The 12,402-nt window shown below is 70.2% G+C and carries 16 protein-coding genes; 4 read left to right on the top strand and 12 right to left on the bottom strand.

All coding sequences use genetic code 11. The features are described 5' to 3' along the window. Nucleotides 1-108 precede the first annotated feature (108 nt). The 4 genes from ABTW87_RS01540 to ABTW87_RS01525 all read right to left on the bottom strand — a co-directional run bounded on the left by ABTW87_RS01540 (nucleotide 109) and on the right by ABTW87_RS01525 (nucleotide 3,190). A complete protein-coding gene (locus ABTW87_RS01540) occupies nucleotides 109-519 on the bottom strand; it encodes a VOC family protein (protein ID WP_350647446.1) in 411 nt (136 codons plus the stop codon). Nucleotides 520-593: 74 nt separating this feature from the next. Next, the gene (locus ABTW87_RS01535; protein ID WP_350647444.1) at nucleotides 594-2,222 is read right to left on the bottom strand and encodes an isovaleryl-CoA dehydrogenase; all 1,629 of its coding nucleotides are present in this window, start codon (nucleotides 2,220-2,222) and stop codon (nucleotides 594-596) included. Further along, nucleotides 2,219-2,818, bottom strand: coding sequence for a TetR/AcrR family transcriptional regulator (locus ABTW87_RS01530; protein ID WP_350647442.1), 600 nt, complete (start codon nucleotides 2,816-2,818; stop codon nucleotides 2,219-2,221). The genes ABTW87_RS01535 and ABTW87_RS01530 overlap by 4 nt, the downstream gene beginning before the upstream one ends. A 75-nt stretch (nucleotides 2,819-2,893) precedes the next feature. Beyond that, entirely contained in the window at nucleotides 2,894-3,190 is a 297-nt protein-coding gene (locus tag ABTW87_RS01525; RefSeq protein WP_350647440.1) for a hypothetical protein, read from the bottom strand. Nucleotides 3,191-3,302: 112 nt separating this feature from the next. Here ABTW87_RS01525 and ABTW87_RS01520 point away from each other — a divergent pair, with 112 nt between their 5' ends. After that, nucleotides 3,303-3,869, top strand: coding sequence for a GNAT family N-acetyltransferase (locus tag ABTW87_RS01520; RefSeq protein WP_350647438.1), 567 nt, complete (start codon nucleotides 3,303-3,305; stop codon nucleotides 3,867-3,869). Here the strand turns inward: ABTW87_RS01520 and ABTW87_RS01515 are convergent. From ABTW87_RS01515 to ABTW87_RS01500, 4 genes are all read right to left on the bottom strand, one after another. Beyond that, entirely contained in the window at nucleotides 3,813-3,968 is a 156-nt protein-coding gene (locus tag ABTW87_RS01515) for a hypothetical protein (RefSeq protein WP_350647436.1), read from the bottom strand. The two genes, ABTW87_RS01520 and ABTW87_RS01515, sit on opposite strands and share 57 nt — an antisense overlap. Nucleotides 3,969-3,987: 19 nt before the next feature. Next, nucleotides 3,988-4,194 carry a helix-turn-helix domain-containing protein gene (locus ABTW87_RS01510; protein ID WP_350647434.1) on the bottom strand — a complete coding sequence of 69 codons (207 nt, stop codon included), beginning with the start codon at nucleotides 4,192-4,194 and terminating at the stop codon, nucleotides 3,988-3,990. Next, nucleotides 4,194-4,673, bottom strand: a complete 480-nt coding sequence (locus tag ABTW87_RS01505) for a DUF2975 domain-containing protein (RefSeq protein ID WP_350647432.1) — start codon at nucleotides 4,671-4,673, stop codon at nucleotides 4,194-4,196. The genes ABTW87_RS01510 and ABTW87_RS01505 overlap by 1 nt, the downstream gene beginning before the upstream one ends. 118 nt (nucleotides 4,674-4,791) lie before the next feature. Beyond that, a complete protein-coding gene (locus ABTW87_RS01500) occupies nucleotides 4,792-6,384 on the bottom strand; it encodes a hypothetical protein (protein ID WP_350647430.1) in 1,593 nt (530 codons plus the stop codon). 293 nt (nucleotides 6,385-6,677) lie between these two features. Between ABTW87_RS01500 and ABTW87_RS01495 the strand changes: the two genes are divergently transcribed. Continuing rightward, on the top strand, nucleotides 6,678-7,712 hold the full coding sequence (locus ABTW87_RS01495) for a questin oxidase family protein (RefSeq protein ID WP_350647429.1): 1,035 nt from the start codon (nucleotides 6,678-6,680) through the stop codon (nucleotides 7,710-7,712). 250 nt (nucleotides 7,713-7,962) lie between these two features. Here the strand turns inward: ABTW87_RS01495 and ABTW87_RS01490 are convergent, their stop codons facing one another. The 4 genes from ABTW87_RS01490 to ABTW87_RS01475 form a co-directional block, all read right to left on the bottom strand. Further along, nucleotides 7,963-8,283 carry a hypothetical protein gene (locus ABTW87_RS01490; RefSeq protein WP_350647428.1) on the bottom strand — a complete coding sequence of 107 codons (321 nt, stop codon included), beginning with the start codon at nucleotides 8,281-8,283 and terminating at the stop codon, nucleotides 7,963-7,965. 61 nt (nucleotides 8,284-8,344) lie between these two features. Next, nucleotides 8,345-9,043 (bottom strand): hypothetical protein, encoded by a 699-nt coding sequence (locus ABTW87_RS01485; RefSeq protein ID WP_350647427.1) that lies wholly within the window; start codon nucleotides 9,041-9,043, stop codon nucleotides 8,345-8,347. A 439-nt stretch (nucleotides 9,044-9,482) separates the two neighbouring features. Beyond that, nucleotides 9,483-10,715, bottom strand: a complete 1,233-nt coding sequence (locus ABTW87_RS01480; protein ID WP_350647425.1) for a helix-turn-helix domain-containing protein — start codon at nucleotides 10,713-10,715, stop codon at nucleotides 9,483-9,485. 200 nt (nucleotides 10,716-10,915) lie between these two features. Further along, the gene (locus ABTW87_RS01475; protein WP_350647423.1) at nucleotides 10,916-11,266 is read right to left on the bottom strand and encodes a GntR family transcriptional regulator; all 351 of its coding nucleotides are present in this window, start codon (nucleotides 11,264-11,266) and stop codon (nucleotides 10,916-10,918) included. A gap of 150 nt (nucleotides 11,267-11,416) precedes the next feature. Here ABTW87_RS01475 and ABTW87_RS01470 point away from each other — a divergent pair, with 150 nt between their 5' ends. Next, nucleotides 11,417-11,845 (top strand): hypothetical protein, encoded by a 429-nt coding sequence (locus ABTW87_RS01470; RefSeq protein ID WP_350647421.1) that lies wholly within the window; start codon nucleotides 11,417-11,419, stop codon nucleotides 11,843-11,845. An 88-nt stretch (nucleotides 11,846-11,933) separates the two neighbouring features. Further along, nucleotides 11,934-12,398, top strand: coding sequence for a hypothetical protein (locus ABTW87_RS01465; protein WP_350647419.1), 465 nt, complete (start codon nucleotides 11,934-11,936; stop codon nucleotides 12,396-12,398). The last annotated feature ends 4 nt before the right edge of the window (nucleotides 12,399-12,402 follow it).

The raw sequence follows: 12,402 nt of genomic DNA, 5'->3' as shown, positions 1-12,402 counted from the left end.
CCGGAGCCGCGCCGCGGTCTCTGACCGCCGTCGACCGACCGGGCCCGGTCGCCCCCTACCGTGGGGCACCGGGCCCGCTGCGGTGTCCGGGCCGCTCGCGGGCACGGGTCAGGCAGCCTGCGGCTGGACCGTCACCATCCACAGGTGGCCGTCGGGGTCGGCGAAGGTGCCCGCGTACCCCCAGGGTTGCGGGCCCGGCGCGAGCCGGATCTCCGCCCCGGCCGCCCGGGCCCGCTCGACGGCCGCGTCCACCTCGGATTCGTTCGCGACGTTGAAGCTGAGCAGGCATTCACTCGTCCCCGGAGCGGCGACCTGGTGCGGGCTGGTCACCCAGCCGAAGCCGCCGGTGGGGATGAGCATGAGGCGGAGCCCGTCGTTGACGACGAACTGCAGCGGCTCCGGGATGCCGTCGCCGGCCGGCTCGCCGACGGCGGTCAGGCCGAGAGCCTCGGGGTAGAAGCGGTACGAGACGGCGCGATCGGCGATCGGCAGGCTGATGACGACAGGCGCGTACGGCACGTGACTGACCTCCGGGTTCGGACGGGACACCCAGGATGGACCAGGCCACGCACCGGAATTCATCGTTCGGGTGGTCAGCCCACCTTCGGCGTCGCCCGGTCGATGATCGCGGCGTGGTCGACACCGGCCGGCAGTGTCCCGTACGCGTAGCCGTGCTCGCCGCCCAGCCGGGACGCGCAGAAGGCGTCGGCGACGGCCGGGTGGCCGTGCCGGACCAGCAGGGAACCCTGCAGGACGAGGGCCAGGCGCTCCACCAGGTGCCGGGCCCGCAGCTCCACCTCGGCCGGGTCGGTCAGGTCCGCGCGCAGCCGCCGTACCGCGGCGTCGAGCCGGGGGTCCCCGCCGGCCGCCGCGCCGACCTCGGCCTCGAACGCGGCCAGGACCTGCGGTTCCCGGGTCAATGCGCGCAGGACGTCCAGCGCCGCCACGTTGCCCGAGCCCTCCCAGATCGAGTTCAGCGGCGACTCGCGGAACAACCGCGGCATGCCGGAGTCCTCCACGTACCCGTTGCCGCCCAGGCATTCCAGCGCCTCGGCCGCGTGCCCGGGCCACCGCTTGCAGACCCAGTACTTGCCGATCGCGAGCGCGAGCCGCTTGAACGCCGTCTCCCCGGCGTCGCCCCGCGCCGAACGGTCCGTCGCGCCCGCCAGCCGCAGCATGAGTACGGTGGCCGCCTCGGACTCCACCGCCAGGTCGGCCAGAACGTTGCGCATCAGCGGCTGATCGACCAGGTACCGGCCGAACGCCTGCCGGTGCGCCGTGTGGTGCACGGCCGTGATCAGACCCTGCCGCATCCCCGCGGCGGCACCGATGAGGCAGTCGAGGCGGGTCAGGTTGACCATGTCGATGATCGTGCGGACGCCCCGGCCCTCGTCGCCGACCCGCCAGGCCACCGCGTGCTCGTACTCGACCTCGGACGAGGCGTTCGACCGGTTGCCGAGCTTGTCCTTGAGCCGCATCAGCCGCATCGGGTTGCGGGTGCCGTCGGGCAGCACGCGGGGCACCAGGAAGCAGGTGAGCCCGCCGGGGGCCTTGGCGAGGGTGAGGAAGACGTCGCACATCGGCGCGGACGTGAACCACTTGTGCCCGACCAGCCGGTACGTGCCGTCCGGCTCGGGCCGGGCGGTGGTGGTGTTGGCGCGGACGTCGGAGCCGCCCTGCTTCTCGGTCATCGACATGCCCGCCAGCAACCCCCGCTTGCCCAGCGGTGACCGCAGCCCCGGGTCGTACGTGGACGCGGCGAGCAGCGGCTCGTACCGTTCGGCCAGCTCCGGGGCGTGCCGCAGGGCCGGTACCGCCGCGTAGGTCATCGAGATCGGGCAGCCGTGGCCGGCGTCCGGCCGCCAGGTGTAGAACTTCGCGGCGCGGGCCACGTGCGCGCCCGGCCGGTCGTCGGCCCACGGCGCGGCGTGCAGCCCGTGGGTGACCGCGGTCCGCATCAGCTCGTGCCAGGAGGGATGGAACTGCACCTCGTCCACCCGGTGGCCGGAGCGGTCGTGGGTCCGCAGCACCGGCGGGTACTCGTTGGCCAGCCGCCCGTGCTCGATCGCCTCCGCGCCGCCGCCGAGCCGGCCGAGGTCGTGCAGCTCGGCGGCGGCCCAGCCGGCGCCCTCCCGCTCGAGCCCGTCCAGCAACGCCGGGTCGTCCGCCGCGTCGTAGCCGACCAGCGGCGGTACCTGGTTGAACACCTCGTGCGTGATCACGATGACACTCCCAGCGCGCGGTGGATGAATCGGATGAGACCGGGGATGGTGTCCGGGCCGGCGACTCCGGCGGCCAGCGGGCCGACCATCGCCTCGGCGAGGGCGCCGACCAGGGCGGTGGCGGTCAGCTCCGGGTCCTGCGGAGGCAGCTCGCCGGAGGCGACGCCGTTGGCCACGTAGCCGGCGATCAGGTCGGCGTGGGCGCGGCGGAAGACCAGCCGCTGCGCGTCGACCGCCGGGTCGACGGGTTCGGCCAGCAGCGCGTACGCCAGGCGCGGCGACTGCAACGCCCGCCCGGCGAAGGTGGCGACGACGGCGGCGAGCCGGGCGGCCGTTGTACGCTCCTGCGCCGCCGCCCGGGCGACGGCGTCGATCTCCCGCTGTGACGCGGTCCGGAAGACCTCAGCGAACAGTTCCGCCTTGGTGGGGAAGTGCCGGTAGACGCTGCCGGTGGCGATGCCGGCCCGTTCGGCGACGGCCGCGACCGTGCAGCCCGCGTACCCGTGCTCGGCCATGATCTTTAGCGCCGCCGCGATGGTCCGGTCGCGGGACGCGGTGAGCCGAGCCTTGACCCGCTCGGTCGTCCGGTACGCCACGCAAGAATTGAATCACCGTTCACTTCTTGCCGGCAAGGGGCGGGCCAGGGCAGCTCTTCGCTGCGCCGGGCCTGGTCAGGCGGCCTGGCGCTCCCGGAGAAGGTTCGCCAGTGGCGCGACGAGGTCCGGCCGGTCGTGGAGGAGGTCGTCGAACCGCACCCGCCAGACGCCGGACTCCACGGCCCTCGACTCCAGGTCGTGGCGGGCGACCAGCCGGTCGCGGGACTCGATCAACAGTCGCCCGTACGGCTGGCCGGCGTGGGCGTCCAGCCAGTCGGCGTATCGGACCGTCCGCGCCGGGTCGTCCGAGGCGCCGACGACGGCCCGGGCCGCGTCCCAGGCGAGACGCGGGACGTGCGTCTTCGTAGGCATGGATCGATTCTCGACCCGGCACCGCCGGCCTGACAAGGAGCTCGACAGCCTCGAACGCGCCTCTCGACGCTCGGCGCCGTACCCGGCGGCCGGGGCCGGCTATCGTCGCCGGATGCCCGAGCTGATCGCACCCACCGTCCGCCTGCGTGACGCCTGGCTGGAGGCGCACCACGAGTGGGGTCCCGGCCTGCACGAGGACGGTTTCGGGTTGCGGCCCACCGACGAGGTGGAAACGCCGGCCGGGTTCGCCGCCTGGGTGACCCGGCTGACCGATGAGTCGGACCCGACGAAACCACCGAGGGACGGCCGGGCGCGCTGCACGTACCGGTGGATCGTCGAGGACGGTCGGGTGCTCGGCGGGATCGCCCTGCGGCTCGGGCCGGACGACGTCGTGCGGCGAGCCGGCCACGTCGGCTACGGCATCCGGCCGTCGGCCCGGCGCCGCGGGCTGGCCACCTGGGCGCTGGGCCGGATGCTGGGCGAGGCGCGGGCGCTCGGCCTGCACCGGGTGCTGGTCATCTGCGAGGCGGACAACGTCGCCTCGGCGCGGACGATCGAGCGCCACGGCGGCATGCTCGAGGACGTCCGGGAGACCGATCTCGGTACGGCACGGCGCTACTGGCTACCGACGGCGGCGGGCGGTCCGAACGGCGAAGACAACTGCGCCGACGATCAGTAGCACGCCGATCAGCTGGAGGCCCGGCGAGTCGTCACCCTCCCCGTACACCAGGCCCGCGACGCCGACCGCGACGGCGAGCACGGCAAGGACGTAGTTCATGAGGGTCTCCTCTCGGCTTTCATTCCTCGACGTACTCGAGCAGGTCCCCGGGCTGGCAGTTGAGCACCCGGCACATCGCCTCCAGCGTGCTGAAGCGGACGGCCTTGGCGCGGCCGTTCTTCAGCACCGCCACGTTCGCCGGGGTGAGCCCCACCCGCTCGGCGAACTCGCCGACGCTCATCTTGCGCTTGGCCAGCTCGACGTCGATGCGCACGACGATGGGCATCAGATCACCGCTTCCATGTCGGTGCGCAGCGTGGTCGCCTTCCGCAGCAGCGCGCGCATGACCACCAACAGGAGCCCGAGCGCGCTCACACCCACTACCAGCAGGAACAGCAGGAGCGGCAGCCCAGGGTCCTCCGCGTTGAAGCCGACGTAGAGGAACACCGCCAGCAGCACCAACCACGCGGCGCCGATGGCCCACACGATGACGTCCACCCACACCAGCGATTCCTCGCTGAAGATGCGGTCGGTCTTGACCCGGGTGAGCAGCTTCCAGGTGGACACGATCACCACCTGGACGCACAGCACCAGGAACACCGACACCACGGTCGCCGGCCACCTGAGGTACGCGAAGTCCGGGGACTCCTCGGCCATGTGCGCGAACTGCCCGGGCAGCGACATGGTCTGGAGCAGGACCAAGATCCCGAACAGCAGGACGAGGAAGACCCGGAGGGCGGCTACGGCCCGATGTTCTGTGAGCACACATCGACTATCAGTCGTAACCTATCGAATGTCAATAGGTTTCGGGATTGTTGATGCCGACGAAGCGGGTCCCCTCCCGGGCGGGAAGGGACCCGCATCGCTGTCCGCAGCGTGGCGGTCAGGCCGCTGGCAGGCTGGTGAACACCAGCGGTCCGGACGGTGCCGGAGCGCCGTTGGGGTAACCCCACATCGCGCTGTTGCCCGCCGACGTGGTGAGCGTGAAGCCCACCGTGTACTCCCCCGGCGGGAGGTCGCGGAAGTACACCGGCAGCGAGAGGCGCCCGTCGGGCCCGACGTGGATGCCGCCGCCCGCGCCGCCCACCGAGTGGCCGAGGGAGTTGTAGATGGTGGTCGAGAACCCGGTCACCGGAGCGAGCGTGACGTCGTCGATGGTGACGTCGACGCTGATGCCGTTGAACAGGTCGGCCGGAGCGGCCTCGGTGCGGCTCAACGTCGCCGCGGTCGCCACCGGCTTGGCGGTGTCGGGCACCCGGGTGGCTCGCAGGTCAAGTTGCGGCCCACCGTAGTGAGCGCCATAGATCGAGACCGAGCCGGCCGCATCGGTGAGCAGGATGCCGTTGATGGTGCAGGAGCTGCTCACCTGGCTCATCACCACCGGCAGTGAGTACGTGCCCGCCGGCCCCTCGGTCAGCACCTGGTTCCAGGTGGAACAGCCCGTGGCCTCGACCGTGGCGGTCAGGTCGCCCTGAACTCCGGCAGCGGTGAAGGTCAGCGTGGTCGTCGCCGACTCGCGCCAGTTGTTCACCTCCGTCGGGTTCAGTGCGAACCCGCTCGCGTCGATCGCCTCGTTACGAGTTACCCGCACCGTGGGCGCGGCCAGATCGGTGTAGCGCTCGGTGTTGCCAGCGCGGTCGGTCAGGCTGACCGCCTTCACCTTCCAGTCGCCCGCGGGGCTGCCCGCGGGCAGGGTCACCGGCAGGTCGCACATCACGAACCAGATGTCTCCCCAGACCTGGCTGTCGCCGCAGAGCAGGTATCCCTGACCGCTGTCCACAAGCGTGAACGGCGACACGACAGTGGCGGCGCCGGGACCGTCCAGCACCAGCCGACCCTTCCAGAAGCCCGCGCCCGGGTCGTCCTGGATGTACAGGCCGTACCGCAAGGTGACACCGGAGCCGTCGTCGTACACGTGCCCCTTGGTCGGCGGGGCGAGCCAGACCTGGTCGGTCGACGGTGGTGTGGTGTCGGGTGTCTGGGTGGCGGCCAGCACCGCGGCCGGGGCGATCTTGTCGCCGGACAGGGTTCGCGTGGTGCCCTCGTCGTCGGTCGCGGTGATCTTCGTGACGCGGTAGGTCACCGGCGCGGCCGGGCCGTACTCGGATACGAAGAAGTCGTACGCGTAGGAGGAGCTGGCGAGTCCGCCGGTGTGCGGCCCGACGACGGGCCAGCCGCCACCGAGGCCGAATCGGATCCGCTCGACCGGCCCGACCGCGGTCGTGCCGCTGTAGCGCTGCACGTAGATGCTGCCGTTGAGGTCAACGGCGGTGGTCGAGGTGTCGGTCACGGTCCAGTTCAACGTCACGGTCGTGCCGCCGGTGGTGGTGTCGACCTGGTCCGTCGCGAACGCGATGTCGGAAAAGGCGATCTTCGGCTTCGGAGCGGCGACGGTCGGCGCGGCCGCCGCCGCGAGCAGCGCCGTGGTCGCGGTGGCGGTGGCCAGAATCCGTGCGCAGAGGCGCGCAACTGTCATGTGTCCTCCCCGTTGATTGACGACCGGCCACGATGGCTCGGTCGGCTCGGGCCCGCAGTACCGGGCAGCCGCGGACGCAGCGTATTAGCTGCGCGCCAGGACGGGTAGCGTGAATCTGGCTCCTTTCCGGCAGCGACGCGTTCCGATGTCGCATCCGCAGCCGAGGACCGGACTCTTAGGACCGAGGGAGTCTGCGGTCGACGAGGATGCCGCCCGGCCCTCCCCTGACGCTGCGCCTGCCGCGAATCGAGCCGGTTGACTTCAACCCAGATTCAGGTTGAAGACTCGTCCGTATGACGGATTCGGTCCTTGACGAGGCGTACGAACGGTTGCGCCATACCGGCCCGGAGCGGGACGGTTGGCTGTCCAACCATGCCCCGATGGCGGTGGAGGCAATGGTGCACCGCGGCCATGGACGAGCCGTGCATCGATGGATTGACGCCTACGCGGACAAGCTGGAAGAGCGGCCCCGGGGTATCGAGTCCATCGCACGGGCCGAGTGGCGTGACCCGCTCGGCGACCCGGTTCGTACGGGCGACTGGCTGAACTACTTCGACCGCGAACTGGCCGGTGAACCCTGGCGGGACGTGTTGATCCGGTGGTGGCCGCGCCTCCTGCCCGGCATCGCCGCAGGCGCGACCCACGGGGTGATCCGGGTCGGCCACGCCGTACGCGCGCTGCTCGACGAGGAAACCGAACCACGCGTCGCCGAACTCGGTCAAGGACTGGCATATTGGGCTGCCCGGTGGCAGCCGCTCGCACCGCCCGGCGCCGGGCCGTACCCCTCGACCGACGCCCGGTCCGCGCTCGACGCGGTACCCCGCGTGCCCGACCAGCGGTTCGGCATCCGGGCCCGCCTCGCGCAACTGGCCGACCTGACCGGGTGGCCGGCAGCAGCCGGCGCAGTGCCCGGCAGCAACAGTGACGACGTGCCCACCCGGCTCGCGGCCATCGTCGACGCGGCAGTCTTCCGGCACGGCACACACGGGTACGCCCGCCCTGTCATGCTCGTGCACGCCGCGACCGCGCCGAACGCAGTCCTTCGCGCCTTGCCGGCTCTACCGCCAACGCTGTGGAAGCCGAGCCTCGAGGCGGCCTGGGCGGCAACAGCCGCCGTCACCGCCGCCTACGCCCCAGCCGAAGGACAGCCGGCCCCGCACGCCGACACCCGCCACAGCCTCGATGAGGTCATGCTGCGTGCGGTGGACACCCCGGAGGCGCACGCAATCAAGTTCGTTGACACGGTGCGCGACACCTACACCCGGTCCGGAGATCCGACCTTGCCTGCCATCGCCGCCCGATCCGTCGAGCAGATCGCCGCGCTCTGACAAGCTCGCGCCTCTCGTCTGCAGCGACGTCATCGCCCTGGGAAAACGGCGAAGCCCAGGCCGTTGACCTGGGCTTCTCACCGAGCCGCCTGACGGAATCGAACCGTCGACCTACGCATTACGAGATCAAACTGCCCGACCCGCCGACCTGGGTACACGGCGGTCTAGCAGCGGAAACGCCTCTCGACGTCTCACAACACTCCCCGCCGTCCGTCGACCTCTTGCGGACTAGATGCGGACAGTGCTCCGGTCAGGTGTCGGCAACCGGCATGTACGCATCGTGGGTGGCGTAGTGGATGACGGCCGCGCACGCCTCGACGACAGTGGGTTGACGGCCCTCCCTCCATTCCGACCACACGTCGACTGCTCCGCGAGCAAGTTCGACCTCAAGGAGATACGGGAGGTCGGTGGGTGGCTCACCGCTCGGCCCCTCGATCGCGACAACCGCGTCTGAGTCGGGTGACCACGGGCGTGCCGCGTAGAGAGTGGCGTCGTCCGGCAGCTCGGCCAGACGCTCAATCAGCTCCAGGAGCAATCCGTGCACACCTTCAGTATGGAAGAGCGTGCTCACCTGGCCGTGATGCCCGAAACGCCTGCGGTCAGCAGCAGAGCTTCCTACCTCTCGTGCCCGCTCATGACCGTTGCACGCCACGGTTACTGGCCCGTGGATGGCCCAGACGAAACCGGGCTGCAAGGTCATCGACAAGGTCGGCAACGTCACGCGAGCCGTCGATGGCCACCACCGGCAAGTGCAGTTCGGCGGCCTGGCGGCGGACTTCAACATCCCACAGTTCATCGCGAGCCAGTCGTAGCGCAAGGGCTTCGCTGTGGTCGCTGTCTCCCCAGTTCGCTCGGGCTCGCGCGGTGTCGGCGAATCGAGCCCGTAATGCCCGATCTCGAAACTGCGGCGTTGGCAGGAGGAAGGCTGCCTGCTCTGGCCACGTCAGCAGCGGAGCAACCTCTCTGGGAAGAGTTCGGAAATCATCGACCACGATCGCACGCTCAGTGGGCATCGCGAGCAGGTCATCGACAACGAACCCGAACGTTTCCCCGTGCAGGCTCGGCATCGACTCGAAGGTCTCCTGGGCGCTGCGGCTGTTCCATTTCTGCGCCAGCGGAGCTTGCAGCAACGCCCAGAGGTACGGCTGCTCGTGCTCAGTGCACCGGCTGACGTAGCTGCGCTCCGCACGGTCGCCGTCGTAGATCAGCACGTCGTAGCGCTCGGCGAGGGCCCGGGAGAGGGTGCTCTTGCCTGACCCGGTGCCCCCGGCGAGCCATCGAACATGCGAAAGGCGGCGAGCAAGATCTACACCTTGGTTGTCAGCGGCCATGCCACGAGAGACTGCCGGTATCGCGGGCAAAGAAACAGTCTTGTTCTTCCCTGGGCGAAGGGGTGAAGATCAAGGAAGGGAACTTGGTATGCGGGTGCGGATGCGGCGGATCTCCTCGTCGGGCAGTCGTAGACCATCCAGCCTCCCCGGACGGGGCCAAGGTGGAGCGCCCTACCGGACGAACGACCTTGGCCCCGTCCGGGGAGGCTGGTAGCCCTTGTGGTGCCCGGCGAGGTGATCCGCTCCCGGCTGATCTCTGAGGAGGGCCGGGGTTCGGGGCAGCGCCCCGAGGTCTTCTGATTCTGTGCCTCCTAAGCGTGGCCGGCCGGCCCGGCCGATGCCGGCCGGAGGTCGCCAGCAGGCCGGGGCCGGGCCGGCGCGGCCCGCTTTGCGGGCCGCTCTTGATCCTTAAGAGGTCAATTCGGCAGTATCGACCGGCCTACCCGCCGCTGAGGTTCCGGATCTCGTCGTAGAGGTCGTCTGCGGCGCTGGATCCTCGGTACGGGTCGCGGCGGAGCATCGCGGCGAAGCGGCCGAGTCGTTTCGTGATCCAGGAGATTTGGCGGTCTGCTGGTAGGTCGAGGATCGGCCGGATGGCTGCGGTGGCGGAGTCGAGGTCGCCGATCTGGAGGTAAGCGGTGCCTTGGTAGACGTGGGCTAGCGCCTCGTCGTCGAGGGACCGGCTGGCTGGCGGCTCGTGTTCCCACAGCTTGATGGCTTGGCCGGCCTCCCGAGCGGCTCGTTCGGCGTCGGCTCCGCCGGCTAGCCAGATCAGGCTGCTTCCGGCGTAGTAGTGCTGCTTGGCGACGGAGAACCCGAACAGCCCTTCAACGGAGTCGGTGGTCGTCAGGTGCTCTCGCTCGGTCTGCGCGAGGTCCAGGGCGCGGTTCGCTCCGGTCGAGTCGCCGAGGTTGGCGTGGCACTGGGCGACGCCGCACAGCAAGCGGATCTGGCCGGTGCCTCGTGCCTTGTACCGGAGTCCATCGTGCACGTAGTCCAAGGCCTGGGCGTACTCGCCCTGAAAGCGGGCGATCAGACTTTGAGTGCCGCGCGTCCAGGCGCGCAGCTCGTTGTCTCCGGCGTGTTCGGCGCAGGTCCAGGCGGCCTCGGCGTGGGTGAGTGCCGCCTCCGGGCTTCCGAGATCGAGAGCGGCGTAGGCAAGGACGCCTTGGAGCCGGCCGAGCAGGAGATACAGGTCGGTGAGTTCGTGGGGCCGGTAGTGCTTCTCGCGGAGTCGTTGCAGGATCTCGGCGCGCAGCTCTACGGCGTCTTGCAGCATCGGGCCGGGCGGAGTGGCGAGGTAGGCCACGGCTAGGCCGTCCACGCCGTCGCTGATCTGGGCCAGGTCGTGACGTTCCTCGACGGAGGTGAGCAGTCGGAGTGAGTCTTTGACGGATGCGGTGAGGAGCTTGCCCATCCGTTCGGCGTTCTGGCGCTCATTCGCCTCGGCGGCCCATGCTTCGACAAGGGCGCCACGCGCTCCGAAGGTGGCGTCGGCTCGCTCAGCGAACAGGCGGTCCGGGAACTTCTCGCCCTGCTCGACTCGGCCAATGTAGCCGCGGTTATAGGTGATCCGAGCGGCGAGGTCACGCAGCGACCACCCGCGCTCGGTTCGTGCCCGCCGAAGCCGCGCACCGAACGATGGCTCATCGAGGGTTGGTGCGGCTGTCACAACGGCCTCCCCTGCTGTCGCCTAGCCACACCTGTTGATGTTGGGCGACACCTAAAGTATCGACGCGGGGGCATGTCCTCGGGAGCCTGGAAGCATGAAGCGGACCCTGACTCCGGAGGAAGCCAACTTGATCCTTGCCCGACTCGACGTCCTGGCGGCTCGCCTCGCCAACCTCGCCCAGCGGGTTGACGCGCTGGACGCTAGCTCGCCCCCTCAAGGCGGCTCACGCGCTCGGACAAGCGGGCCAGCTCGTCGTGCATCGAGTCGAGACGCTTCATGATCTCGTCGTGCACGCTCGTCGTCGCGGCGTCCGCCTCGCTGCGGCTGCGCACGAATGTGCCTCTCCCCTGCCACGACACCACGAGCTGCTCGGCCCGCAGATCTGTCAACGCCCGCTGAACGGTCATCTTGGCGACGCCGTATTGCTCAGCTAGTTCGGCGACCGTGGGCAGTCGGTCGCCTGCGGCGTACTCGCCGTCTCGGATAGCAGCGCGAAGCGCGTCGGCGACCTGCTGATACGGCGGTCGCCGGTCGTCCATGTCCAGACCCACGGAACCAACCTAACCGTCCTAGCTCGCCTGGGCGAGATAGCGGAATCAAGGAATCTTGCGCTCGTCCATTGTGGTTGCTAGTAGACCTAGGTAACCTATGTACAAGTCGAGCGCCGGAGATGCCGGCGGACTCAGTTTGGAGGCAGGGGCATGGCAGTCCCGAACACGATCAAGGTTCCGGTTCCGTTCGACTACGTCTTCCCGCACGGGGCGCTGTGCCTGGGTGTGGAGGCGGTGACGGACTTCGACAAGCGCGGTCAGGGCGATGACCAGGCCCGCGACAAGGACACCGGCGAGCGGCTGTGGGTGGTCAAGGTGCTGGACCTGGACCCGGAGGCCGGGAAGTTCGGCGGGTCGAAGGAAGTGAAGGTGAAGATCGCCGCGCCGCATCAGCCGGTGCCGCCGACCTCGAAGATCCCGGGCTATCCGCCGGCGGTGGAGTTCACCGACGTGACCCTCACCCCGTACGTGGACTCGCAACGGTGCAAGGGCTCGGGCAAGTGCCGGGCCCGTCAGGCGTGGTCGATCCGCGCCAGCGCCATGACCGAGCCCGCCGCCGCGACGAAGCAGGCGGCCTGACCAGACCTGGACGCGCGGGGCGGGCCTCTTCCGCCAAGTCGATTCCCGCCCCGCGCCTCACCCGCAACCTCTTGGAAGGAGTTGGGCTGTGCCCACGCTAGCTGACGCTGCCCGCATCGCCGGGCACCCGCGCCCCGCACCCCGCCGCAAGACCCACCGCCGCACCGTCATGCGCCTCGCCGCACCGGGTATCCGGGCCGCCCGCGAGGTCTACACCACCATCCCCGCCGACGCCGTCCGCGTCGCCGCCCTGGTCGAGATCTCCGCCGCCGCCGCAGCCCTGGCGCGGACGGTGGTGAAGCTCCGCCGGCTGGACCCGGACCTGATCGCCCCGCACGTCTCGGATCGGGTCGACCTGCGGGCGGTGCTGGGGCGTGGCCGGTGGCTGCCGACCATGACCCGCCACGTCCCCGCCCCACAGGCGGGACCGGTCGACCTGGCCGCGCTCGTGCCCGCCCGCCCGACTGTCCGGCGTCGGGTGGTCCGCCGCCGGCCCGGCCAGCCGGGGCAGGGCTCGCTGTTCACCGCCTCCGCGACGGTGGGGGAGGGCTGAGCCG

The sequence above is a fragment of the Micromonospora sp. NPDC126480 genome (genome assembly GCF_040302465.1).
Lineage (GTDB): Bacteria > Actinomycetota > Actinomycetes > Mycobacteriales > Micromonosporaceae > Micromonospora.
This window is presented reverse-complemented; position numbering and strand designations above follow the sequence as displayed.